This is a genomic window from Micavibrio aeruginosavorus ARL-13, from assembly GCF_000226315.1.
Lineage (GTDB): Bacteria > Pseudomonadota > Alphaproteobacteria > Micavibrionales > Micavibrionaceae > Micavibrio > Micavibrio aeruginosavorus_B.
Genome location: NC_016026.1, coordinates 788,094 through 812,315 on the forward strand (window position 1 = coordinate 788,094; position 24,222 = coordinate 812,315).

The window sequence follows — 24,222 nt, forward strand, 5'->3', positions numbered from 1 at the left end:
GCCTTAACCTATCATCCCGTGGTTAATGAAATCTCAAGGGGGTCATGGCGGGGGGCAGAAGGGGCATAAACCGACGCTATACGGGTGGGTGAAGGGGGCTTAAACCACTGGACGAGGCTACATATTTGTGTAGGATGCGGAGGAACTCAATTAGCAATTTACGTAATATAATCAGGCGGATCAGATGTCCAATTTTATGCAAGGCAAACGCGGGCTGATCATGGGTGTGGCCAATGACCGGTCCATCGCATGGGGCATTGCACAGGAAGTCGCGCGTCAGGGTGCGGAACTCGCATTCACGTATCAGGGCGAAGCGTTGGAAAAACGCGTGCGTCCGCTGGCGGACTCTGTTGGGTCCAAACTGGTTCTGCCGTGCGATGTGACGGATGATGCGGCGTTGGATGCCACGTTCGATGCGCTGAAGAAGGAATGGGGCAGCATCGATTTCGTCGTTCACGCCGTTGCATTTTCGGACAAAAATGAACTGGACGGTTTATACATGAACACCACGCGCGCGAATTTCCAGCGCACGATGGATATTTCCGTTTACTCCTTTACCGCTGTGGCACAACGCGCCGCCGCCATGATGAACGCAGGCGGCAGCCTGCTGACTCTGTCCTATTACGGGGCGGAACGCGTGATGCCGCATTATAACGTGATGGGTGTGGCCAAGGCCGCGCTGGAATCCTCCGTTCGCTATCTGGCCGCCGATCTGGGCCCGCGCGATATTCGCGTGAACGCCATTTCCGCCGGCCCGATCAAAACACTGGCCGCCAGCGGTATCGGCGATTTCCGTTTCATCCTGAAATGGAATGAACTGAACGCGCCGTTGCGCCGGAACGTAACGATTGAAGATGTGGGCCGTTCGGGTCTGTTCCTGCTGTCCGATCTGGGCAGCGGTGTGACCGGGGAAATCATGTATGTCGATTCCGGTTACAACATCATCGGCATGGCCGGGGTGGATAACGCCGCCGGAACGGCCGAATTACTGCAATCCATCGCCCCAAAGGGTGACGAAAAGGCCGCATAATCGTCCTTTTGCCCTGTTGATTCAAAACGCCGCGTGGATGACAATAGACGTCGTTCTCGCGGCGTAATTTTTTAGGTGGTTCTACGGGCATGTCAGGCAATCGTTTCGGAACATTATTCCAATATCAAAGCTGGGGCGAAAGTCACGGGCCCGCCATTGGGTGTGTCGTGGACGGCGTACCGCCACGCATTGCGCTGAGCGAGGCGGACATTCAACCCTTCCTCAATCGCCGCAGACCGGGACAATCAAAATTTACCACGCAGCGTCAGGAAGCGGACGAGGTTAAAATTCTCTCCGGCGTGTTCGAGGGGCAGACAACCGGAACGCCGATTTCCCTGATCATTGAAAACAATGATGCCAAGTCGAAAGACTATACGGACATCAAGGATAAATTCCGCCCCGGCCATGCCGATTTCACCTATCAACAAAAATACGGCATTCGCGATTATCGCGGCGGTGGCCGATCATCGGCGCGTGAAACGGCGATGCGCGTTGCGGCGGGGGCGATTGCCCGCAAAATTTTATCCGATGTGACCATTCGCGCCGCCGTGGTGCAGGTAGGCCCGCATAAAATCAACCGCGATAATTGGAATTGGAACATTCTGCACGACAACCCGTTTTTCACGGTGGATGCCGATATTATTCCGGTGTGGGAAGAGTTTCTGGATGGCCGCCGCAAAGCCGGATCCAGCGTCGGTGCCATTGTTGAAGTGGTTGCCAGCGGTGTTCCTGCAGGTCTGGGGGCGCCCGTGTATGACAAGCTGGATGCCGATCTGGCCAAGGCGCTGATGTCGATTAACGCGGTGAAGGGCGTAGAAATCGGCGCTGGGTTCGATTGCGTGACGTTGGGGGGCGAGGAGAATGCCGACGATATTCGCATCGGCGCGGATGGAAACCCGGTGTTCCTGTCCAATCATGCCGGGGGCATTCTGGGCGGCATATCGACGGGGCAGGATGTTGTGGCCCGCGTTGCGTTCAAACCAACCAGTTCGATTTTGACACCCAAACAAACCATCGACGTGCACGGGAACGAAACCGATATTGTCACCAAGGGACGGCATGATCCATGTGTGGGTCTGCGTGGCGCGCCGGTGGTGGAGGCCATGATGGCCTGCGTTCTGGCCGATCATTGGCTGCGCCACAAAGCGCAGAATTTATAATTTAACACGGCCATCCCGGGGCAACCCCGGGATGGCGACAATGGAGAAACAACCATGATCCGCAAACAACCGTTATTTTCCCGCCCCGCCCAGCAAGCGGCCCCTGTGCCGAAACGCCGGTCTTTTCTGGGGCGTGTCTGGGGCGGCATGGGGCGGGCGTTGCGTAAAACTTGTACGGTGATTGGGGCGCTGATCCTGTTTTCTGCGTTTGTGAATATTCTCGTATTTTCCTTCGCAGGCGAAGAAAAGAAAATCACCTTGCCGGACCAATTTATTCTGACTCTGACTTTGGATGAAGGGCTGCACGAGGATGAAAATAAAACGGGCGGCCTGATCCCGCGCAGCCTGTTGCCGGAACCGATGGATATCTATGCCATGATTGATGCCATCGAACGCTCGGCGAATGACAAGCGTGTGAAGGCTTTGGCCGTGTCCATTGAGGGTGGTGGTTTTCCGATGACATCGGTGCAGGAACTGCGCGGCGCGATTACTAAATTCCGCGCCAGCGGTCGCCCGACGATTGTGTTCAGTCCGTCTTTTGCCGATGCGGCGTCCAATTTCACGGCTTATTATCTTGCATCGTCTTTCGACGAAATATGGATGCAGCCCGTGGGCATGATTTTTATGACGGGGATTGATACGGAATCTCCGTATATCCGCAGTGCTCTGGAAAAAATCGGGGTGAAGGGGGCTTATTTCCAACGCAAGGAATATAAAAACGCTTTTGAAGGTGTAACATCGGATTCAATGAGCGAAGCGAGTGCGGAGATGAATGCCTCCATGCTGGCCGACATCATGGACCAGTTGCTGGACGATGTATCCGCCGATCGTAAAATGGCGCGTGATGATGTCATGGCTGCGATTGATCTGGGGGTCTTGACGGACGAAGAATCTGTGGCCAGAGGTTTTGTTGATCATCTCGGTTTCGGTGATGACGCCATGAAGGCGTTACGCAAAAAGTTGGGTGTGAACGATGAAAAATCCATGCCCGCCATCGTGTTGGAAGATTATCGCGATGCCCGCAGCCACGAATATTTGCAGGCCCTGATGGCGAAAAAGCCGGGAGAGAAGGACAAAAAACGTCAATCCGTGGCCGTGGTCAATGTGTCTGACATGATTATGCCGGGCACAGGTGAATCTGGTGGAATGTTCAGCGATAAAATTGCAGGGGCTGAGGACATCTCCGCCGCCATCCGTAAAGCAGCGAAGGATGAAAATATTGCCGCCATCGTTCTACGCATCAACAGCCCCGGTGGGTCACCGTCTGCATCTGAAACCATTCGCCATGCGACATCATACGCCCGTGAAAAAGGCAAGCCCGTGATCGTGTCGATGGGCAGTGTTGCCGGGTCGGGTGGATATTGGATCGCAACCGATGCCAGCCATATTTTTGCCATGCCAACAACCATGACCGGGTCCATTGGCGTTATTGCCGGGAAATTTGACTTAAGCGGTTTGTGGGCGAAGCTGGGCGTGAATTGGGATGGTGTATCGGTTGGTGAAAATGCGGATATGTGGTCGTTCAACAAAGGGTTTGATGAATCCGGAACCGAACGTATGAACGCCATGACCGATCGGATCTATGCCGTTTTTATTAAACGTGTGGCAGAGGGGCGCAACATGACGCCGGAACAGGTGGAAGAGGTGGCGCGCGGCCGCGTTTGGACCGGGCGGCAGGCGCATAAAATCGGACTGGTAGATTCACTGGGCGGTTTGAATGATGCGCTGGATTATGCAGCCAAGGATATTGGCGCAGGTACACGCCATGATGTGCGCATTGTGCGTTTGCCGGAAGGGTCCGGCCCTCTCTATGAACTGATGAAGGAATTGGGGATTGAGGTTCGTATGCCGAACCCGATCAATGCCATGATGCAAACATGGACGGATCTGACCGCGACATCAAAAATGCCGGGCGGTGTAGCCGTGTATGATGCGGGATTAAATCGTTGGAAGTGATTATTTGAACATCTGTTCCAACCGGACATGCAAATCCGGCCAGGCCATGATGATATGCTCGACGCCGATATTATGTTCCAGAATGGACATGGCGGCGTTCAGGTTATACGCAAAGGGCAGAATGGGGCAGGGCAGATAATCGCGCGCGGCCAATGCGGCCAGAACATCCTTACGACGGTCGCCGAAATACCAGATCACGTCATTGGCGTCGGGTTTGCGCGGTAACAATTCAATCGCCTGCAGAATCGGGTCCGGATATGGTTTGGACCGGCGGATATCCTCGCGGAACACGGTAACATCATAATACTGTTCCAGATCGAACGTCTTTAAAATGTCGTGGCCGTATCCCTTGCCCAACCCGTTGCTGATCAATCCCATCGGGATTTTGTTGGTCTTCAGCAGGTTGAGAATGTCGTAAATGCCCGGGCAGGGTTCGACGATTTCGCCGACTTCCTTGCGGCGGATTTTGTGGATGGCGCGGTGGACCAGCAATTTTTTCCGCTTCCCATCCTGAAACCCGACCAGCGGCGGCGCATTGATTTTGCGTTTGGCTACGCGGGAAAAGAACGCCGCAATTTTATGCGCGCCATCGTCCATCCGCTCCAGCACGCCGAGCAGGGCGGGGTTCAAATGGCGTACCGTGGTGCCATCCATATCAAACAGGACAATGGTGGGTTTTTGTAAGGTCATTATTTCAACGCTTCGATTGCGTGGATGATCTGCTTCGCATTCAATCCGGCTTCGTCATATTGCTTGTCAGGGGTGTCCTGATCCTGGAACAAATCGGGCAGGTGCATGGTTTTCACGCGGCAGCGCCCATCCAGCAATCCGGCATCGTTCATGTATTCGAGTGTATAGGAGCCGAATCCGCCGATGGAGCCTTCTTCAATTGTAATCAGCTTGCTGTGATGGTTGGCCAATTGTGTGATCAGAGCGGTGTCCAGCGGTTTGGCGAAACGGGCATCGGCGACCGTGGCGCTGATCCCGCGTTCGGCCAGTGCATCGGCGGCCTTTAAGGCCTCACCCAAACGTGTGCCATAGGACAGGATGGCGACATCATTGCCTTCGCGCACAACGCGGCCCTTGCCGATTTCCAGTACGAAACCACGTGCGGGCAGGTCGATGCCCATACCTTCACCACGTGGATAGCGCAGACCAATTGGCCCCGCATCATACGCGGCCATGGTGGCGACCATGTGCATCAATTCCACTTCATCGCCCGCCGCCATCAAAACCATGTTGGGCAGGCATCCCATATACGCCACATCAAACGCGCCCGCATGGGTTGACCCATCCGCGCCAACCAATCCCGCGCGGTCCATGGCAAAACGGACCGGCAGATTTTGAATGCACACATCGTGCACAACCTGGTCATACGCGCGTTGCAGGAAAGTGGAATAAATGGCGCAGAACGGTTTCAATCCTTCCGTTGCCATACCGGCGGCGAAGGTGACGGCGTGTTGTTCGGCAATCCCGACATCAAACATACGGTCCGGGAATTCACGTTCGAACAGGTCAAGCCCCGTACCCGATGGCATGGCGCCCGTAATGGCAACGATGCGGGAATCGTGGCGCGCTTCTTCGATCAAGCTCTGGGCAAAGACTTTGGTGTAAGCCGGGGCGGATGGTTTGGATTTGTGTTGTGCGCCCGTGACCACGTCGAATTTTACAACGCCATGCATTTTGTCGGCGGAGGATTCGGCGGGGGCGTAGCCCTTGCCTTTCTTTGTAATGGCGTGGATCAGAACCGGGCCTTCATGTGCGCCATCGCGCAAATTGCGCATGATGGGCAGCAATTGATCGAGGTTATGTCCGTCCACCGGGCCGATATAGTAGAAGCCCATTTCTTCAAACAGCGATCCGGTGCCCATGGCGGTCCGCGCGGATTCTTCGGCGCGTTTGACAGCATGGCGCAGCGGCGGGGGGAGTATCTCGGTGACTTTCTTGCCCGTTTCACGCGCCTGCATGTAACGCTTGGATGACACAAGGCGGGTTAAATGTTTGCTGAGCGCGCCAACGGGCGGTGCAATCGACATATCGTTATCGTTCAGGATGACGATCAAACGGCTTTTCGCATCACCGGCGTTGTTCATGGCTTCGTACGCCATGCCAGCGGTCATGGATCCATCACCAATCACGCAAATCACATGATTGTCTTTGCCCAATTGATCCCTCGCCACGGCCATGCCGAGGCCAGCGGAGATGGAGGTCGAGCTGTGCGCCGCACCAAACGGGTCATATTCGGATTCGGATCGTTTGGTGAATCCGGACAGGCCGCCACCCTGACGCAGCGTGCGAATACGGTCGCGGCGTCCGGTCAGGATTTTATGCGGATAGCATTGGTGCCCAACATCCCAGATCAAACGGTCATCCGGTGTATTGAACACAGCGTGGATTGCCACGGTCAGTTCCACAACGCCCAAACCCGCACCCAGATGGCCACCCGTATGGGACACGGCGTCAATCATTTCCGCGCGAACTTCTTCGGCCAGCTGTTTCAACTGATCGTCCGTGAAATCACGGATATCGTCGGGCACGACAACATTGTTCAGCAGGGTATTGGCGGAATTGTCCCCCATCCCTCGATCGTCATTCCCGCGAAGGCGGGAATCCATAGGATCCTGCGGCGCGTGCGTGTTGTTAAAGTGTGTCATACAAATCTGTCCAATCTGGATTACTCTTCTGGATTAAGTCTATTTTCCAGCTCCTGTTCCACTTTTTAACGCGTTTCTCTCGCAAAATCGCGTTTTCGGGATCATCGTACACCTCGAAATAGACAAGGCTGTCGACGTCGTATTGTTTTGTAAATCCCTCAAGCGTCTTACCCTTATGTTCTACCACCCGCCGCTTCAGATCAGATGTAACGCCGACGTAAAGTGTTCCCACTTTATCGCTGGCGAGAATATAAAAATAATACTGCTTCATATTCAACACCGTATGGATTCCCGCTTTCGCGGGAATGACAACAGGGTGATTGTGCCTTTACGCCCGGCGTTGCAGGACGTAGTCAGCCAATTCTTTCAGCGTATCGGCGCGGCCATTGTCGAAAATGTGCAGGTGGCGTTTGGATTGTTCCACCAGCATTTGGGCGCGGGCGCGGGCCTGGTCTTTACCCATCGTGGACACGAAGGTTGATTTGCCGGCTTGTGCGTCCTTGCCCGTATCTTTGCCCATGGCTTCGGGGCTGGATTCAACGTCCAGAATATCGTCCGTGACCTGGAAGGCGAGGCCGAGGTCATAGGCGTAGTTGCAGAGTGCTTTACGCATCGGCTCGCTAGCCTTGCCCAAAACGGCACCGGCTTCGCAGGCAAACGCCATCAGCTTGCCAGTTTTCATCCGTTGCAGGCGGCTGATCGTGCCCAGATCGAATTCCTGTTTCTCACCAATCAAATCCAGCATCTGGCCACCGCACAGCCCGTGCGGGCCGGAGGCCTTGGCCAGCAAATTGACCAGCTCAACGCGAACGCGCGGATCTTCGTGCGTTTCAACATCGCTCAATACTTCGAATGCCAGCGTCAGCAAAGCGTCACCAGCCAGAATGGCGGTGGCTTCGTCATAAGCCTTGTGTGTCGAAGGTTTGCCACGGCGCAAATCGGCATTGTCCATCGCGGGCAAGTCGTCATGGACCAGAGAATAGGCGTGCACGAATTCAACGGCGGCGGCAGCGCGGCGGGCGCGGGCCATATCAACACCGAACAATTTTGCCGATTGCATCAGCATGAACGGGCGCAAACGTTTACCGCCGTTCAACGTGCCGTAACGCATGGCTTCGAACAACGGCGCTTCCGGCAGGTCGGATTCAGGCAACAGCCGCATAATCGTCTTGTTTACGGCTTCAGAGATTTCATTCATCTGTTCCTGAAGTCCGGGGGCGGCGTCGCGTGGTGATGGGGCCATCTGAATTTACTCCTGTGTCAAAGCTTTGAGCGGTGTTGGCTTACAGTTCGTGCGCGCTGGCGGCGGGTTTACCGTCGGCGCCCAGTGTGATTTTTTCGATTTTCGATTGCGCTTCGCGCAGCTTCTTTTCGCAATGTTGCTTCAGCGCGACGCCACGTTCATAGGCGGCGATGGAGTCCTCCAGCGGAGCCTTGCCCGTTTCCAGATCACGGACAATCCCTTCCAGTGCACTCAAGGCTTCTTCAAAGCTTAGACTTTCAACCGAAGTCATGGTTACCCTTTTGTTTTCGTATGGATTTTGCGCGTGGAGTGTAGGCCAGAGACCCCGATTCCTCAAGGCTTAAGCATGAAAATGGCGCGTTTGAGGGTTGATATCTTTGCAGGGCTGGGATGGGGCATCCTGTGGCACAATAAAGATAGACATAATAACTAAAAACCACTGCCTTAGGGAGGCTAAGTCCATGGAATCACAACAAAATACGACAGATCGCAACCGCCGTGATCCGCTGAAAGAGCTGGATTTTCTGACCTTGAGTGTGCGCAACGGGCGCGCCCGCCAACATGTGCGCGATGTGAACCTGATCATGGCGCAACGCCCGCGGACCCGGTCCCAGAGCCATAAAACGATTTAAATCAATATCTTAACCATCCCAAACACGTCATCCCGGCGAAAGCCGGGATCTTTTTCCGTTATGGCTGGAAGACCCCGGCCTTCGCCGGGGTGACGCAGGCGGATAGACTTAAAGATCGGCTAGGGCCAGAAGATGGGCTCTGGCCGATGTTTTCAGGGCGTCGAGGTTATATCCGCCCTCCATCACCGAAATGACCCGTCCTTCACAAAGCCGATCCGCCGCATCGCACAGGTCGCGGGTGATCCAGTCATAATCCGAATCCAGCAACATCATCCCCCCCAACGGGTCGTCGCGGTGGGCATCAAACCCGGCGGAGATAAGGATGAGGTCGGGTTTATAGGCTTCCAACGCCGGAATGACCGTGCCCGTCATGGCCGTGCGGTATTCATGTGTTCCGGCCCCGGCCTGTAACGGCACGTTGATGACGCGATCCGGGGTTTGATCGGTGGCACCACCGCGACCATCGGGGAACAGGCTGTCCTGGTGCATGGATATAAACAGAACATTGTCATGCTTGCGCGCCATCACTTCGCTGCCATTGCCGTGATGCACGTCGAAATCAATGATGGCAACGCGTTTTGCGCCATGCTGTTGCGCTTCCAACGCGGCGAGGAAGATGTTGTTGAACAGACAAAACCCCATCGCATGCGTGGGTTCCGCGTGGTGCCCCGGCGGACGCGCGGCGCAAAACGCACGGCGCGTGGTGCCGTTCATCACATCCCGCGCGGCGGTGCAGGCCGCGCCGGCCGCTTCAAACGCGGCATCGATGGACGCGGGGGAGATAACCGTATCGGCATCCAGATGCACCAATCCACGATCTGGAATCGCATCCTCAATCCGCATGACATAGGATTCGGGGTGGGCGCGGGTGATCTGTTTAAAACTGGCCGGGTCGGCGTTGATCTGCGGCAGGGTATCAAACGGGGATTCGCTGAGCAGATCGAAAATGGCCTGTAACCGCTCAATCCGTTCCGGGTGACCGGGGCCGGTGTTATGGCGCAATCCGGCTTGGGCTTTGTATATGGTCAAATTGTGCATTTTCGGTCTATCATCCCCATCAGTGATGGGAATTGTACAGGACCCGAAGCAGGGGACAAGGGCCATGAATTACAGCACACACACGACCGTGGATTTTCTGGCGCAAACCTTGCTGCAACGCTGGGTGCCGAAATGGTATGGCGCGTTTTGTGATCCTAACAACGGCGGGTTCTATGAACGGCTGGGCGACCAATTCGTGCCGCGCACGGGGCAACCGCGTCGCCTGCTGACCCATTGCCGCCAGATGGCCATGTACGCGCATGCCTCGGCGCACACGCGTGGGGCGTTTAAACCCGATCTGAAAAAACATTTCGACTATATGCTGAAAACCTTCTACGTCCCGGAAACGGGCGGGTGGCGGTTCAGCGTTGATGATGATGGCCGCCCGGTTGATGGAACGTATGATCTGTATGCGTTGTCATTCGTCATATTTTCCATGGCGCATTATTACGCGGCCACGCATGATGAGCGTGCACATACTCATGCGCTCGACCTTCTGAAATTTATCGAAACGCATTTCGTTCTGCCTGGATTGCCCGGCTATGCCGAAGCGATTGATGAACACTTAAAGCCCATTCAGCGCCAGCGCCGCCAAAACCCGCATATGCATTTGTTGGAGGCGTGCTTATTTGCTGAAGACACATGGGGCGACCGGGGTTTTGCCGTCATGGCGGATCGCCTGGTGGATTTGTTCCATCACTATTTTTACATTCGCGATTTTGGGCAATTGTGTGAATTTTTCACCGACACGTTGAAACCTGACCCTCAAGATGGAAACAAGGTTGAACCCGGCCATTATTGTGAATGGGTGTGGTTGTTGAAAAAACATGCCTATCTGCGCGGATACGATTCCATGCACGATGATCTGTGTGCCGAACTGCTCAGTTGGGCCAACGCCCATGGGTGGGATTACGTGCATGGCGGAATTTATGATGTGTTATCGCCCGATGGCGAAGTGCTGACCGACAGCAAACGCCTGTGGCCGTTTACCGAGGCGCTGAAGGCCAATGCCCTGATGCTGGATGTCGTGCCGGAGATTGATAAAACACCGTTGAAAAACCGTATGGCCAAAATGGTCAGCGTGTTCCGCGAACATTATATGAGCGAGCGCGGTTTCTGGGTTGAATGGCTGCATCGCGATTTAACCCCCGCAGTTGATTATATGCCGGGCACCACGCCGTATCATGTGTATTTCGGCATCATGGAAACATACGCCGTGATGCATGCGCGTGGGCGCAGCGTGTCGTGGCGGGCGGGCATCCTGCTGGGGCTGTATACGATCCGGCGGCAATTATCTGGTGTGGTGCGTGGCGTGAAGGCAAAAATAAAGGCCGGGTAAAACCCGGCCTTTCTTAATTTTTCTGTATACACGTTTATTCCGCGTATTCCTTCGGCGTCAACGTCACCGGGGCTGAACCGTTATTGTCGTTTGCGGCCGGTCCGGATGTTTTATAACTCATGAATGTCGGCGGCTCGATCGCGGCCGGAGCCGTTTCACCAGCGGCGGGTTCGACATTGGCAATCGCATCGGCCGACGGCGGCAAGGTCCGGTTATACGCCAATTCCTGCGGGCTCAACTGGAAGCCCACCAGAACGCGGTACGATCCGGTGTCGGCACCAGCGGGCATAACCTGACGAATGGCTTCGCTTTGGCTGATTTGATCGGTGGTTTTGTCATACGACAATGTTGCGGCAAAGATTTCTTTAGCCAGAATGGAGCCCTGTGCGTTTGTAACCGCTACGAAATAGGGGTAGGAGAAGCTCGGCTTCTCGCTGTTTGTGCCACGGCCCTTTGCGCCCAGCGATCCGTTGAAGCCCACTTCCATATCCATCACCATGCCTTTTTCATCAGTGGTGCAGCTATGGCTGACGATGTTCATGGTAACGGAGGACACTTCCTGGTCCGCCTTCGGCATGTCCGGGTTGGTGAATTGGTGCAGTTGTTTCAGATCGGTGACCAACTGAACGTGCGGGCATCCGCCAATGGTGCCGGCAACTTGTGTGGTGGCATCACCACCGGCGGCCGGCATGATGGCGGCGGCGTTTGCGGCATCGGCCACGGCCGGGTCGGTTGCGAACGGGTTCAAATCATCCAGCTTGATGCTGGCGATTTTGGTCGACAGGTCGGACACGCCGGTGACGACGGTATCGCTGACGCTGTTCGCGGCGGTTTCCATGGTTTCACAGGCGCTGAGGCTCAAGGCGGCAGTCGTGGCCAGCAGGAGGACAAAGGTCCGGGCATTGAATGTCATGGTGGGCTCTCCCCCGATCTATTTTTGATAACCTGACACTTGTACGAAATTGGGGGCCATTCGGGCAAGAAATGAATGGGGGTTCCCCGGCTTTATTCAGGGTTTTAATGGACAAAATCGGTCCCATTTCCTATATAAACCCTTATGACCCAGACAGAATCCGCAGAAAAACGCCCCCTTACCATCCTTCTGGCCGCCCCCCGGGGGTTTTGCGCCGGTGTGGACCGGGCGATCCAGATTGTTGAACGTGCGCTGATCAAATACGGCGCGCCGGTCTATGTCCGCCATGAAATCGTTCATAACAAGTTCGTGGTCGATAATCTGCGGGCCAAGGGCGCGGTGTTTGTCGAAGAACTGGATGAAATTCCCGATGATGGGCAACCGGTGATTTTTTCCGCCCACGGCGTGCCGAAACAGGTTCCGGCCGATGCCGCCGCACGCGAAATGTTTTACATCGACGCCACGTGCCCGTTGGTCAGCAAGGTTCACCGCGAGGCCGAACGCCATTTCAAAAATGGCCGCCAGTTGATTTTGATTGGTCATCGCGGCCACCCGGAAGTCATCGGCACGATGGGGCAATTGCCGTGCGGTGCCGTGGTTCTGGTGGAAACGCTGGACGATGTCGCAACGTTGCAGGTGCGCGACGAAAACAATCTGGCCTATTGCACGCAAACGACCTTGTCGGTGGACGATACGGCGGACATCGTCGCCGCGTTGAAAGACCGTTTCCCGGCGATTGAGGGGCCGCATAAAGAAGATATCTGCTACGCCACCACCAACCGTCAGGGTGCGGTGAAGGCGATTGCCACACGCGCCGATGCATTGATCGTGATTGGGGCACCCAATTCATCCAATTCCAACCGTTTGGTTGAGGTTGGTGCGAATGGCGGGTGCAGAAAATCCATGCTGGTTCAGCGTGCTGCCGACATTGATTGGGCGTGGGTGGATGATGATATCTATACGCTGGGCCTGACCGCCGGGGCATCGGCACCGGAAGTGTTGGTCGAGGAAGTGATCGCCGCAGCCAAGCAACGTTTCGACGTGACGGTTGAAGAGGTGACCATCACGCAGGAAAACGTGGTGTTTAAGGTGCCGGGGATTTTGTCAGCGGCTGAATAATCGGCGGTGGGGTCAGGCGGGGTTCGATATACCCGTTATAGGCCCGCGCCAAGAATTCCGCACGTGTAATCCCGATTGTCACCAACGCTTCACGCAGGGTGGGCAGACTGCGGTCATCGACAATCCCCAAATCCATATTCAAATCGCGCAGACTGGCCTTGTTATCAAAAGACAATTTGCTGGGGCGGGCGAAATCCTGCGCGCATTTCATGGCACCGGGGCGGGTGAAAGGGTTGGGGCCAAAGCCGTGGCCAATATCCAGAATGTCATCGGGGTCCAGGCGGACGAATATAATATTTTCTCCGTCATTGCGTATGCGTGATGCGATGATCTGTGCGTAATTGTTGATGGACAGCGCGTGATAATGGTCGGCAAAGCTGGTTGGGGGCTGGCCTGCGGGCAAAGGGCCGGCAAAGAAATTACGATCCAGAACCGTTTTAGCCGCGTGGGCCATGGCCGTGTGTAAATTGCCATAGGTCAGGCGCAGGGAATTAAAATGACTGACGCTCATCGGGTCGGTGCGTGATGTTTTGTACAAGGTTGCATCATGTACGGCCATCAGGCTGTTCAGCCAGGCTTGCTTCACATACGCATCCTGTTCGCATCGTTCCTGGGCTGTGATCCAGTCACGGGGACACAGGATGATCCGGGTCATCGGATTATAGGGGCTGGCGTGCAGGGCCGGGGCAGACGCCTTTTGCAGGGCGTGCATACCCTCGTGTATATGGGCGCTGAAAAGCAGGTTTTTATTGTCACGGGCTTTGGGGCCATAGGCGATGCGGTTATTAAATCCGTTACTTGCCGGATCGGCGGGATAAATGAAGGATTGATAGGCCGCCATACAGGATCCATCCGCCGTTGGAATATGGCGGCACCCGATCCGGGACAGTCGATTGATAAAATCAAGTCCAACCGCACCCAGATAAGGATCGTTCAATCGCGCCAGATCGGTGCGTAAAGCGGTCAGTGCAGAATCCAGCACCACCTGCTCGGCGGCATTGTTCCATGCGGATGAAAGCGACTGCGATGATGACGTCGCGGAATGTCGGTCACGCGGCGAATCTTGCATAATAAAACCTGTTCAATCGTTCTTATTGTTGATGGGGATTGTAGGGGGGCGGTTTCATTCTGGCAAGCCCGGCCCCGGTGCATACGGGCAAGGGACTGAAACTCTTGTATATTGTTTTGTATTGCGTTGAATTTGTGCATTGAAACAATTGGAAAATGATATGCTTTCCCTCGTTTGTGATTCACATTTTTTGAAAAATCATCATGGCCGTTTACACAAAAATCGACATAACCGATGCGCACGAATTACTCAGCCATTACAAACTGGGCGATGTGACGAAGCTGGAGGGGATTGAGCAGGGGGTGGAAAACACCAACTATCACCTACACACAACTGCCGGGCATTACATTCTGACCCTGTTTGAAAAGCGTGTTGATCCGGTCAATCTGCCGTTCTTTTTTGCCTGGACCGATTATCTGGCCACCAAGGGCATTACGTGCCCGCACATCGTGCGCGATGCCGATGGTGCGATGATCCGTAACGTGCGTGGCCGCCCGGCGGCGATTATTTCATTTTTGGAAGGCGAAGCCCTGCCGCATGGGAAGATTAACCCGGCGGCATGTGGCGAGGTCGGGGCTTTGCTTGGCAAGATGCACAAGCTGGGCCAAAAATTTGACCAGACGCGTGACAATTCCATGGGTTTGCCCGCGTGGAAGGATCTGGCGGCGCGTACGGCGGGGCGCGCGGATGATGTGGAGAAAGGGCTGGCCCATTTCATCTCCACCGAAATTTTTCAGTTGGAAAAGGAATGGCCGGGTGTGGATGATCTGCCGCGCGGGACCGTTCATGCCGATTTGTTCCCGGATAATGTGTTCTTTAAACGCGGAACGTTGTCGGGGGTGATTGATTTCTACTTCTCCTGCACGGACTTCTTCGTCTATGACCTGATGCTGACCGCCAATGCGTGGTGCTTTGATTCACGCCAGCATTTACTGGCGTCCCGTTGGGATGCGTTTATCGCCGGGTACGAGAGCGCGCGTAAATTGACCAAGGCGGAAAAGGCGTATATGCAATTCTTTGGCCGGGCGGCAGCATTGCGCATTATGTTGACGCGGCTGCATGATTTTCTGTTCCATCCGCATGATGCTATGGTGACGCCGAAAGATCCGGTTGAATATTTAAACATCCTGCGTTGGCACCAAAACCACGATATCGCCGAAAAATGAGTACATCACCGTCCAAAAAAGTTGAAATCTACACCGATGGCGCGTGCAGCGGGAATCCCGGGCCCGGCGGCTGGGGGGCGATTTTGCGTTGGAACGGGCATGAAAAAGAAATGTCCGGGGCCGAGGCCGATACCACCAACAACCGCATGGAAATGATGGCGGCGATTGTCGCGCTGGAAACATTGAAGCGCGGTGTTGTGGTTGACCTGTATACCGACAGTGAATATTTAAAACGCGGCGTCACCGAATGGATGGCGGGGTGGAAGGCCAAAGGCTGGCCCGCTCGCATTAAAAATCAGGATTTGTGGAAACGGCTGGATTCCGTTTTGCAAAACCATGATGTGAAGTTTCATTGGGTGCGCGGCCATTCTGGCCACCCGGAAAATGAACGCTGTGACGAACTTGCGCGCAACGCGATCAAGACACTGCGCTAACGAATCGATTCTCTGTTCACGATCATCGTTTTGAAGGCACCCCTTGTGGATAACTCGGTTATCCACAACGAAGACGCCTGATTCTGGCAAGAAACCGACCCGCTTAAGGTTCCATTAAATTTTGCGGCACAAGGTGGATGTAACAGCGCAGTGCACGAAGCCGCAACACAACGGAAAAATTTAAAAGCGGCACGTGACATCGATCAGAGGAAGGAGCGCACTATGACGACAGACATCAGAATGATGACGACGAACACGCCCAACCCGTTCATGCAGAACCAGGCCCATGCCGGTGACCGGATTGCTTTGCCGATCCCGCCCGCGCCGCATATTGGTATCGCACCGGAAGATAAACCGGATACGCGCTTTGAAATGGAAATTTATGCCCGCTTTATGCGCCATCTGCGCGATGTGCCGAACAGCCGGATGGATATTAAAATCCTGGCCGCGATCGGTTTTACCGCTGACATGATGGATGTGGGTGATGCCATGGTGGCCAAGACGCTGGTGGATATGGGTTTGCGCGCACCGCGCCGGGCGTTCCCGCACTCATTCCTGGAATTTGCCGACCGGACCCAACAACGCAGTGCGTGGGATCACACATCCAGCGCGCCGGACAGCATTGTGGCCCTGCAAACGCACTGGAACGCCATTGGTGAAGACCGATTTGCCAGTACCTCCCGCACGGATTTTGTCACGGTGAACGAATTCTTCCCGACATAAGATTGGTTCCACGGGTTCCTCCCCAAGGAAAAATCCCCCGACCTGTGCGGTCGGGGGATTTTCTCATTCCTGTTTACGCAATCTCAGTCGTTAAATGACCAGTCGCTCTTGCGCCCTTCTTCGTTTGCGCGCGTTGCCTGATATGTCGATCCGCCGAAAATGCCTGTGCGTGGCTGGTCGTTTGTTGCCGGAGCGGAGAGCAGGTTGCTGATCAAATCACCAAATGCGCTGTCGGAACTGTTTTCCGCGTTGGGGTCAAATTCTGTGACCGGGGCCGGGGATAAAGACGACATAAATCCACCACCGCCGCGGGCGTTATAGGCCCCCATAATGGTTTCACGCCAGATCCGTGCCGGGTACGAACCACCCGTTACGCGTTTCATGGAGGTGTTGTCGTCATTCCCAACCCAGACGCCAGCGATATAGGTATCGGTAAAGCCAATAAACCACGCATCACGGAAGTCCTGCGATGTTCCGGTTTTCCCTGCAGCGGGGTATGGCACCTTCGCGCCCTGACCGGTGCCAAATTCCAGCACGCCTGTCATCATGCCGGCCAACTCCTGCGTCAGGCGCGGGTCAACAACCGACCGTCCGCGCACGATGCGGCTGGACCGTTCATAAATCAGGCGGCCATCTTTATCGCGGACGCGGCGAATGGCATAAGGTTGAACCAGCGAACCTTGATTGCCGATGGTGGCATAGGCTGACACCATTTGAATGAGCGGGATGCCCGCACTGCCCAGCGACAGGCTGAGGTCGCGGTTCAGCGGTGCTTCAATGCCCAGACGCCGGGCCATATCAATCACCGAATCCACGCCAAAATGCTTGGTCAGTTGATAGGCAATGGTGTTGAGGGAATAGGCCAAAGCGGCATAAAGCGGGATTTCACCGTAATATTCGCCCTTAAAATTGGTTGGGCGGTATTTGCCCGTGCGGATGGGTTCGTCCACCACGATGGAATTGCGGTTCATGCCGTTTTCCAGCGCGGTCAGATAGACGATCGGCTTAAACGACGATCCGGGCTGGCGATATGATTGCACGGCGCGGTTAAATTGGCTCAAGCCATAATCGGTTCCGCCAACCATGGCCAGCACAGCACCGGAATAATCCATCACGACGATTGCGCCTTGGGATACTTTTTTCTCGGCGGCGTCTTCGTTACGCAAGGCTTTGGTCAGTGCTTCTTCCGCGGCGCGTTGAACACCGGCATCCAATGTGGTGTCGACAATCAAATCAGTGTTGGGCGTGCCGATCATGTCGGCCAGATCGCTCATCACCCAATCGCTGTAATACCGCACGATGTCGCCGCCCGTGGGCTTACGCAATGGGGCGGGGGCTTGTTCGGTGGCCCCTTTGGTTTGGGCGTCGCTCAAATACCCGGCATCACGCATCGCCATGATGACCGTGTCGGCGCGTTCGCGGGCCAGTGACGGGTTGCTGTGCGGGGAATATTTCGACGGGGCCTTTAACAATCCGGCAATGGTTGCGGATTCGCGCAAATTCATTTCGCGCGCAGATTTGTTGAAATAGGTCTGGGCTGCGGCTTCAACCCCGAACGTACCCGCACCGAGATACACACGGTTTAGATAAGCACTGAGGATCTCATCCTTGGTCAGTTTCTGCTCCAGCCAGACGGCCAGCATCGCTTCCTGAATTTTACGTTTGTATGTGCGTTCGCGCGACAGGAACAGGTTTTTGGCCAGCTGTTGCGTAATGGTCGATCCGCCCTGAACGACCCGGCCTGCCGTGATGTTGCGGGCGGTGGCGCGCAGCATGCCGATCGGGTCGATACCGAAATGGTAATAGAAACGGCGGTCTTCAATCGCCAGAACGGCGTGGATTAAATCCGGCGGCAATTCCGCCACGGTGACGTTGACGCCTTTCAGTTCGCCATAACGGGCGACCATTTCGCCACGGTCATCACGGATGGTGATGGCGGCTTTGCGTTCGAAATCCGGCTTGTCGATGAGCTTCGGCAATTCCGCGCCATACCACGCAATCACCAGCGACAGGGCAATGAAACCCCACAGCCCGGCGACAAGGCACCAGCGCAAGGCGCGGCTGAGCAATCCCTCCTGCGGGCGGGATTTCCGGGAGCGGGTGCTTTTACGCGTTGTGCTTTTCTGCGATGTCTTCTTTTTGGCCATGGCGGCGTGATACGGTCTTTTCAGTGTTTCAGCAAGAAATATAGGCCCAACATGCCCAAAATAGGGCGAAAAATGGGTTTTTTACGGATTATGAGCAATCCATCCAGTACCGGCGGCGGGCCGGGAACTGGGCTGTGGCGGCGGTTTCTTCTTCAAATGTACAGCCGGCCCCTTCGATAATCTCAATCGCCGATACGTTATCGGGCGATACGGTGATCAGCGCTTTTTCCAAACCGATATAATTGGCATAGGGGCGCGATTTGGTCAGGATTTTCTTGCCGTATCCCTTGCCGCGCATGGATGGGCGAATGGCAAAGTAAATATTGCCACCCCATTTTTCCAGGTGCCAGTTCAGACGATGACGGATTTTTACGGTACCCAGATAATGGTCGTCCTTTACAAACCAAAGGACGGTTTCCGGCACGGGTTCGGCCCAATCTTGTAGCGGCTGGTGTTCGACCCCACGTTCGGTGCGCAGCATTTTGACGAACCCATCAAAATCGGCCCGCAGGGTGAGCATGTCGTAATATTTCAAACGGTCTTCCGCATGAAATTCGGCCAGCGCTTCAAGGTAGCTGTCTTTATATTCGATGTCGGGGCGGACGAGATGGGAAGCGGTCATGGTTTTTACAGAAGGAAAATCGTTGCCAGACCAAGGAAGGCAAAGAAGCCTATAATATCGGTCATGGTGGTTAAGAAGACAGCCGAGGCCACAGCCGGGTCGGCCCCCAGTTTGTTCAGCACAATCGGGATTCCTGCGCCAAACAAACCGGCATTGATCAGGTTGATGATCAACGCCATGCCAATGACGACGCCCAGCATGGGATTGCTGAACGCAAATCCGGCGACGCAACCGATCAGGATGGCAAAGATGCACCCGTTGATCGCGCCGACCAGAATTTCTTTGATCACGATGCGGCGTTCGTTGATGGATGACAATTCCCGTGTGGCCAAGGCGCGCACCGCCACGGTCAGGGCCTGTGTTCCGGCATTCCCGCCCATGGAGGCCACTATCGGCATCAACGCGGCCAGTGCGACCAGTTGCTCAATCGTATTGCTGAACAGAGAAATGACTGCCGCTGCGGAAAAGGCCGTAAACAGGTTTACAAACAGCCACGGAAACCGCGCCCATGTTGTACCGCGGATGTTGCTGTACAAGTCGTCCTGTCCCACACCGCCGAGTTTCAGGAAGTCTTCCTGTGCTTCTTCGTCGATAACGTCGACGATGTCGTCAACGGTGACCACACCGATCAAGCGACCGGATTCATCAACAACCGGGGCGGATGTCAGGTTTTCACGACGGAACAATTGGGCCACTTCTTCCTGGTCCATCGTGGCCGGAATGGGGTGGATGTCCTCCAGCTTTAAATCTTCCAGTTTTTCCGATCGTTTGGATCGGACAACGCGGTTCAGCGGGATAATGCCGACAACGTGATAGGCCGGGTCAATCACGAACAAGTCAAAAAATTCATCCGGCAATTCTTCGGTCGCGGCGCGCAGGTAATCGATGGTTTTACCAATCGTCCAGAATTGCGGCACGGCCACAAATTCCCGCTGCATCAGACGGCCAGCGGATTCTTCCGGGAAGTTCAAACCTTCTTCCAGCGTGATCCGGGTCTTGGCGGACAGGAAGCGAATAACTTCGTGCTGGAAATCGTCCGGCAGGTCGATGATCAAATCCAGCGCATCGTCACTGTCCATCTCGGAAATCAGGGCGGCAACCTGCCGCGCAGGCATTTCCGTTAGAACCTTACGGCGCAAGCCGCTATCCAGTTCCGAGAACACATACGGGTCGAGCAGATCGCCATGGGTCTGGAGCAGGGTCTGGCGATCCTCGTCCTCGACCTTTTCGATCAGCTCCGCAATGTCGGCTTCGCTCAGGTCGGCCAGTTCGCGCGAGACGACGTCTTCATCGCCGTTGCGCAGGGCCTCAACAATCGCCTGAATGTAACGATCGGTCAGACCGAAAACGACATCATCGCCTTCACCCTCGGGCGCGATTTGCGCGCCGAGGCTGTCGGTGACGTCCTTTTCGATCATATCCTGATCGTTATTATCCATGGGCGATCCCTTTGCGGGTTATGTGTTTTACTTAGACGGCGATGGCCTGTTTTGGCGCATCCGCTCCGCTTTCGCTTTCATGGACCTGTGCGCTGACGGTGGCCAATGCGGTCATGTTGATGATGCCGCGCGGTGTGACCGACGGGGTCAGGATGTGCGCCGGCATCGCCAACCCCAACAGGATCGGGCCAATCGAAATGCCTTCGCCCAGAATACGCAGCATGTTGAAGCTGATATTCGCGGAATCGATATTGGGCATCACGAACATGTTGGCCACGCCGGTCAGTGTGGAATTCGGCATGCTGACGGCACGGATGGCTTCGGACAAAGCAGAATCCGCATGCATTTCGCCATCAATTTCCAGTTCCGGCGCACGATTGCGAATGTCGGCCAATGCGGCGCGCATGCGGCACGCCGTATCCGTGTTGCCCGTTCCGAAATTGGAATGGGACAGCATGGCGATTTTCGGTTTGATGCCAAAGCGGGACACTTCTTCAGCGGCCAGAATGGTCATTTCCGACAATTGCGCTACGCTCGGGTTCGGGTTTACCTGTGTGTCGCAGATGAAGAATGTGCCACGCGGCAGGATCAGCGCGTTCAGCGCCGCCGCCGTTTCCACACCGGGGCGCAGGCCGATAATATCGACAACGTCTTTCAGGTGGCTTTGATATTGGCCAACCGTGCCGCAAATCATGGCGTCGGCTTCGCCTTTACGCACCATCAACGCACCGATAACGGTGAAGTTGGTGCGCAGAACGGTCCGGGCCACGGCCGGGGTGACGCCACGGCGTTCCATGATCTGGTGGTATGACGACCAGTAATCGCGGTAACGCGGATCATATTCCGGATCGATCAGTTCAAAATCCTTGCCCATTTTCATGCGCAGGCCCAGACGCTTCAGGCGGGTTTCCACCACGTCCTTCCGACCGATCAGGATGGGGGATGCCAAATGTTCGTCCACAACCGTTTGCACGGCGCGCAGGACGCGTTCTTCTTCACCCTCGGCATAGACAATGCGTTTCGGGTGGGCTTTGGCGCGGCTGAACAACGGGCGCATCGCCATGCTGGTGCGATAGGTGTAGCTGTTCAGTTTTTCACTGTACGCGGCCCAATCGGTAATCGGGCGTGCAGCCACACCGCTTTCAATCGCGGCCTTGGCCACGGCGACGGGCAGGGTGGTGATCAAACGCGGATCGAACGGCTTCGGGATCAAATATTCCGGACCAAATTCCAGATGTTCGTCCGGATACACGGCGGCCACTTCCGCCGTGACTTCCTTGCGCGCCAGTTCGGCAATCGCGTTGACGCATGCCAGTTTCATGTCTTCGTTAATGGCCGTTGCGCCAACATCCAGCGCGCCACGGAACAGGAACGGGAAGCACAGAACGTTGTTCACCTGGTTGGTGTAATCGGACCGCCCGGTGCAAATAATCGCATCCGGTTTTGCTTCGCGCGCTTCTTCCGGCATGATTTCCGGTGTCGGGTTGGCCAGTGCCATGATCAACGGGGCTTTGCCCATTTTCTTGACCATCTCACCCGTCAATGCACCGGCGGCGGACAGGCCGAGGAAAATGTCGGCGCCTTCCAATGCTTCATCCAGCGTGCGGCTGTTGGTGTCGGATGCAAATTGTTCCTTGTACGGGTCCATCTGCTCAACGCGGCCCTTGTACACGACACCTTTGCGGTCACAGACGATGATGTTCTTCTTCGGCAGGCCCGCATTGACCAGCAGGTTCAGGCACGCCAGTGCCGCAGCGCCCGCGCCGTTGGCGACCAGACGGATATCCTCGAACTTGCGGCCTTTCAGGTGCAGCCAGTTTTTAATGGCGGCGGCGACGATAATGGCGGTGCCGTGCTGATCATCGTGGAACACGGGAATATTCATGCGCTCTTTCAAGCGCTTTTCAACTTCGAAACATTCCGGGGCTTTGATGTCTTCCAGATTGATGCCGCCGAACGATGGTTCCAGCGCGGCGATAATTTCAACCAGCTTGTCGACATCCTTTTCATCAACTTCGATATCAATCGCGTCGAGGTTGGCGAATTTCTTGAACAGGACGGCTTTACCCTCCATCACCGGTTTGGATGCCAGCGCGCCAATATCACCCAGACCCAGAACAGCGGTGCCGTTGGAGATGACGGCAACCAGATTGCCACGGCTGGTGTAGTCCAGCGCTTTCAACGGGTCTTTTTCAATCTCCAGACACGGCACGGCCACGCCGGGGGAATAGGCCAGGGCCAGATCCCGTTGGGTCGCCAGCGGCGTCGTCGGGGTAATGGAAATTTTCCCCGGTGTCGGCAGGCGGTGATATTCAAGGGCGGCGTCGTGCAGCGTGTCTTTCATCATAGTTCTCTGGCTGGTGTTTTGGACATAACCCCTGCGGCCATCGCATTTTTGTGTGGCGGGCGGGGGATTCTCAAAATGTGCCCCAACTGACCAGAATTTCAGGGCTTTTTCAAGGCCGCAGGCGGTATTGGGGTGTGTTCTCCATACGGGTCACGCGTGCGCTTTTTGCATAAGTTTTTGTGCAGAGCAAGGAAATGTTGACATAAAAACGCTGCGGGTGCTAAACCCCGGTCATAGACCTGAGTGACCTCTGCGGAAGGGTAGGACAATGGCGGGTAAAGTCGTTTCTTTTGAATATGTTGATAAAAAACAGCTGAGCGATATTACGGTGTTCACGCGCTTGACCGATGCGTTCTTGCTGGCCGTCAGCCGTGCGGACGATGCGGTTCTTGTCGCGAAAAAGGACACGCTGACCTTTACGGTCGGCTATGACAGCTTCCTGCGCCTGATGGACCAGCTGGTTTTTTACCCGTCAATGGTCGACGCCTTCAACAAAGCCGATGCCCGGATGAAAGAATTTGACGCGCAACGATCCTCGTTCGGTGCACGCTTGACGGACGCATTCCGTTATCAGGGCCTGATGACATCTGGCCAACCGCTGGCCGTGTGTGAGGAAAAGATCGATCTGGTCGACGACCTGAAAGTGTCGATCAAGCGCTACGGTCTGGCGAAAGCGCCGAAATAACGGTTCAGGGCTTCAGCGGCAATCCGGTGGTTTTGGCCATGAAGGCGACAAAGGCCGCGTCTTCGCGCAACATCAACCGGGGCAGGGCGGCGCGGAAATTGGGGCGCTCGCACCAGATTTCAATGTAATCCAGCCACGAGTTCCACATGCGGCGATAGCTGGGGGCCGTTTCCCCCTGAAGCAAAATGAACGCCCGTTCAAACAGGCTGACCAGCATTTCATACAGGATCAATTGGCGACGGGCGGCCTCGGCATCGTCCAGCGGGATGTCGTGCTGGTCCAGTTCGGGGTGTTCGAACAGTTTTTCCTGAATGCGGGAATAATGATCCATGAGCTTGTCATAAATCTCTTCCTGCTCGGATTCCCGCTCCTTATGTTCCTGAATGATAAAGATGACGATGGCCATCGGAATACCGACCACGGTTGCGACGTAGCTCAACAATTCCATGGTGGTCAGGAAAGACAGGGATTCCAGCATGCTGGTCAGGCCTAAAAAAATTTAGAAA

At 55.4% G+C, this 24,222-nt stretch carries 23 protein-coding genes; 10 read left to right on the top strand and 13 right to left on the bottom strand.

Going from position 1 to position 24,222, the window contains the following annotated elements:
* Positions 1-184 precede the first annotated feature (184 nt).
* From fabI to sppA, 3 genes are all read left to right on the top strand, one after another.
* Positions 185-1,030 carry an enoyl-ACP reductase FabI gene (gene fabI / locus MICA_RS03715; protein WP_014102355.1) on the top strand — a complete coding sequence of 282 codons (846 nt, stop codon included), beginning with the start codon at positions 185-187 and terminating at the stop codon, positions 1,028-1,030.
* 89 nt (positions 1,031-1,119) lie between these two features.
* Positions 1,120-2,190 carry a chorismate synthase gene (aroC, locus tag MICA_RS03720; RefSeq protein WP_014102356.1) on the top strand — a complete coding sequence of 357 codons (1,071 nt, stop codon included), beginning with the start codon at positions 1,120-1,122 and terminating at the stop codon, positions 2,188-2,190.
* A 54-nt stretch (positions 2,191-2,244) separates the two neighbouring features.
* Positions 2,245-4,146 (top strand): signal peptide peptidase SppA, encoded by a 1,902-nt coding sequence (sppA, locus tag MICA_RS03725; RefSeq protein WP_014102357.1) that lies wholly within the window; start codon positions 2,245-2,247, stop codon positions 4,144-4,146.
* Here the strand turns inward: sppA and MICA_RS03730 are convergent, their stop codons facing one another.
* From MICA_RS03730 to MICA_RS03750, 5 genes are all read right to left on the bottom strand, one after another.
* Positions 4,147-4,836: an HAD family hydrolase gene (locus MICA_RS03730; protein WP_014102358.1), complete on the bottom strand. Its 690-nt coding sequence runs from the start codon at positions 4,834-4,836 to the stop codon at positions 4,147-4,149.
* Complete coding sequence (gene dxs, locus MICA_RS03735) at positions 4,836-6,725, bottom strand: 1-deoxy-D-xylulose-5-phosphate synthase (RefSeq protein WP_014102359.1); 1,890 nt, start codon at positions 6,723-6,725, stop codon at positions 4,836-4,838. Before dxs ends, MICA_RS03730 begins: the two co-directional genes overlap by 1 nt.
* A 61-nt stretch (positions 6,726-6,786) precedes the next feature.
* The gene (locus MICA_RS03740; protein WP_041793784.1) at positions 6,787-7,071 is read right to left on the bottom strand and encodes a GIY-YIG nuclease family protein; all 285 of its coding nucleotides are present in this window, start codon (positions 7,069-7,071) and stop codon (positions 6,787-6,789) included.
* A gap of 57 nt (positions 7,072-7,128) precedes the next feature.
* Positions 7,129-8,043: a polyprenyl synthetase family protein gene (locus tag MICA_RS03745; RefSeq protein ID WP_014102360.1), complete on the bottom strand. Its 915-nt coding sequence runs from the start codon at positions 8,041-8,043 to the stop codon at positions 7,129-7,131.
* A 40-nt stretch (positions 8,044-8,083) separates the two neighbouring features.
* Positions 8,084-8,314, bottom strand: coding sequence for an exodeoxyribonuclease VII small subunit (locus tag MICA_RS03750; protein ID WP_014102361.1), 231 nt, complete (start codon positions 8,312-8,314; stop codon positions 8,084-8,086).
* Positions 8,315-8,504: 190 nt separating this feature from the next.
* Between MICA_RS03750 and MICA_RS12235 the strand changes: the two genes are divergently transcribed.
* Complete coding sequence (locus MICA_RS12235) at positions 8,505-8,675, top strand: hypothetical protein (protein ID WP_014102362.1); 171 nt, start codon at positions 8,505-8,507, stop codon at positions 8,673-8,675.
* 108 nt (positions 8,676-8,783) lie between these two features.
* Here MICA_RS12235 and MICA_RS03755 read toward each other — a convergent pair whose 3' ends face one another.
* The gene (locus tag MICA_RS03755) at positions 8,784-9,713 is read right to left on the bottom strand and encodes a histone deacetylase family protein (RefSeq protein WP_014102363.1); all 930 of its coding nucleotides are present in this window, start codon (positions 9,711-9,713) and stop codon (positions 8,784-8,786) included.
* A 64-nt stretch (positions 9,714-9,777) separates the two neighbouring features.
* Here MICA_RS03755 and MICA_RS03760 point away from each other — a divergent pair, with 64 nt between their 5' ends.
* On the top strand, positions 9,778-11,052 hold the full coding sequence (locus tag MICA_RS03760) for an AGE family epimerase/isomerase (RefSeq protein WP_014102364.1): 1,275 nt from the start codon (positions 9,778-9,780) through the stop codon (positions 11,050-11,052).
* 34 nt (positions 11,053-11,086) lie between these two features.
* Here MICA_RS03760 and MICA_RS03765 read toward each other — a convergent pair whose 3' ends face one another.
* Positions 11,087-11,965 (bottom strand): hypothetical protein, encoded by an 879-nt coding sequence (locus MICA_RS03765; protein WP_014102365.1) that lies wholly within the window; start codon positions 11,963-11,965, stop codon positions 11,087-11,089.
* 144 nt (positions 11,966-12,109) lie between these two features.
* Between MICA_RS03765 and ispH the strand changes: the two genes are divergently transcribed.
* Positions 12,110-13,084, top strand: a complete 975-nt coding sequence (gene ispH, locus MICA_RS03770; protein ID WP_014102366.1) for a 4-hydroxy-3-methylbut-2-enyl diphosphate reductase — start codon at positions 12,110-12,112, stop codon at positions 13,082-13,084.
* Here the strand turns inward: ispH and MICA_RS03775 are convergent.
* A complete protein-coding gene (locus MICA_RS03775) occupies positions 13,050-14,153 on the bottom strand; it encodes a hypothetical protein (protein ID WP_014102367.1) in 1,104 nt (367 codons plus the stop codon). The genes ispH and MICA_RS03775 overlap by 35 nt on opposite strands.
* Before the next feature lie 203 nt (positions 14,154-14,356).
* On the opposite strand from MICA_RS03775, the gene MICA_RS03780 reads away from it, so the two are divergent.
* The 3 genes from MICA_RS03780 to MICA_RS03790 all read left to right on the top strand — a co-directional run bounded on the left by MICA_RS03780 (position 14,357) and on the right by MICA_RS03790 (position 16,476).
* Positions 14,357-15,319 carry a homoserine kinase gene (locus MICA_RS03780; RefSeq protein ID WP_014102368.1) on the top strand — a complete coding sequence of 321 codons (963 nt, stop codon included), beginning with the start codon at positions 14,357-14,359 and terminating at the stop codon, positions 15,317-15,319.
* The gene (gene rnhA / locus MICA_RS03785) at positions 15,316-15,753 is read left to right on the top strand and encodes a ribonuclease HI (protein ID WP_014102369.1); all 438 of its coding nucleotides are present in this window, start codon (positions 15,316-15,318) and stop codon (positions 15,751-15,753) included. The genes MICA_RS03780 and rnhA overlap by 4 nt, the downstream gene beginning before the upstream one ends.
* 222 nt (positions 15,754-15,975) lie before the next feature.
* A complete protein-coding gene (locus MICA_RS03790; protein ID WP_014102370.1) occupies positions 15,976-16,476 on the top strand; it encodes a hypothetical protein in 501 nt (166 codons plus the stop codon).
* A gap of 83 nt (positions 16,477-16,559) precedes the next feature.
* Here the strand turns inward: MICA_RS03790 and MICA_RS03795 are convergent, their stop codons facing one another.
* The 4 genes from MICA_RS03795 to MICA_RS03810 all read right to left on the bottom strand — a co-directional run bounded on the left by MICA_RS03795 (position 16,560) and on the right by MICA_RS03810 (position 23,028).
* Complete coding sequence (locus MICA_RS03795; protein ID WP_014102371.1) at positions 16,560-18,623, bottom strand: transglycosylase domain-containing protein; 2,064 nt, start codon at positions 18,621-18,623, stop codon at positions 16,560-16,562.
* A gap of 88 nt (positions 18,624-18,711) precedes the next feature.
* Positions 18,712-19,245, bottom strand: coding sequence for a GNAT family N-acetyltransferase (locus MICA_RS03800; RefSeq protein ID WP_014102372.1), 534 nt, complete (start codon positions 19,243-19,245; stop codon positions 18,712-18,714).
* Positions 19,246-19,250: 5 nt separating this feature from the next.
* Positions 19,251-20,684 (bottom strand): magnesium transporter, encoded by a 1,434-nt coding sequence (gene mgtE, locus MICA_RS03805; RefSeq protein WP_014102373.1) that lies wholly within the window; start codon positions 20,682-20,684, stop codon positions 19,251-19,253.
* A 31-nt stretch (positions 20,685-20,715) separates the two neighbouring features.
* On the bottom strand, positions 20,716-23,028 hold the full coding sequence (locus MICA_RS03810; RefSeq protein ID WP_014102374.1) for an NADP-dependent malic enzyme: 2,313 nt from the start codon (positions 23,026-23,028) through the stop codon (positions 20,716-20,718).
* 271 nt (positions 23,029-23,299) lie between these two features.
* On the opposite strand from MICA_RS03810, the gene MICA_RS03815 reads away from it, so the two are divergent.
* Positions 23,300-23,716 (top strand): hypothetical protein, encoded by a 417-nt coding sequence (locus MICA_RS03815; protein ID WP_014102375.1) that lies wholly within the window; start codon positions 23,300-23,302, stop codon positions 23,714-23,716.
* A gap of 4 nt (positions 23,717-23,720) precedes the next feature.
* Here the strand turns inward: MICA_RS03815 and MICA_RS03820 are convergent, their stop codons facing one another.
* A complete protein-coding gene (locus MICA_RS03820; protein WP_014102376.1) occupies positions 23,721-24,194 on the bottom strand; it encodes a hypothetical protein in 474 nt (157 codons plus the stop codon).
* Between the last annotated feature and the right edge of the window lie 28 nt (positions 24,195-24,222).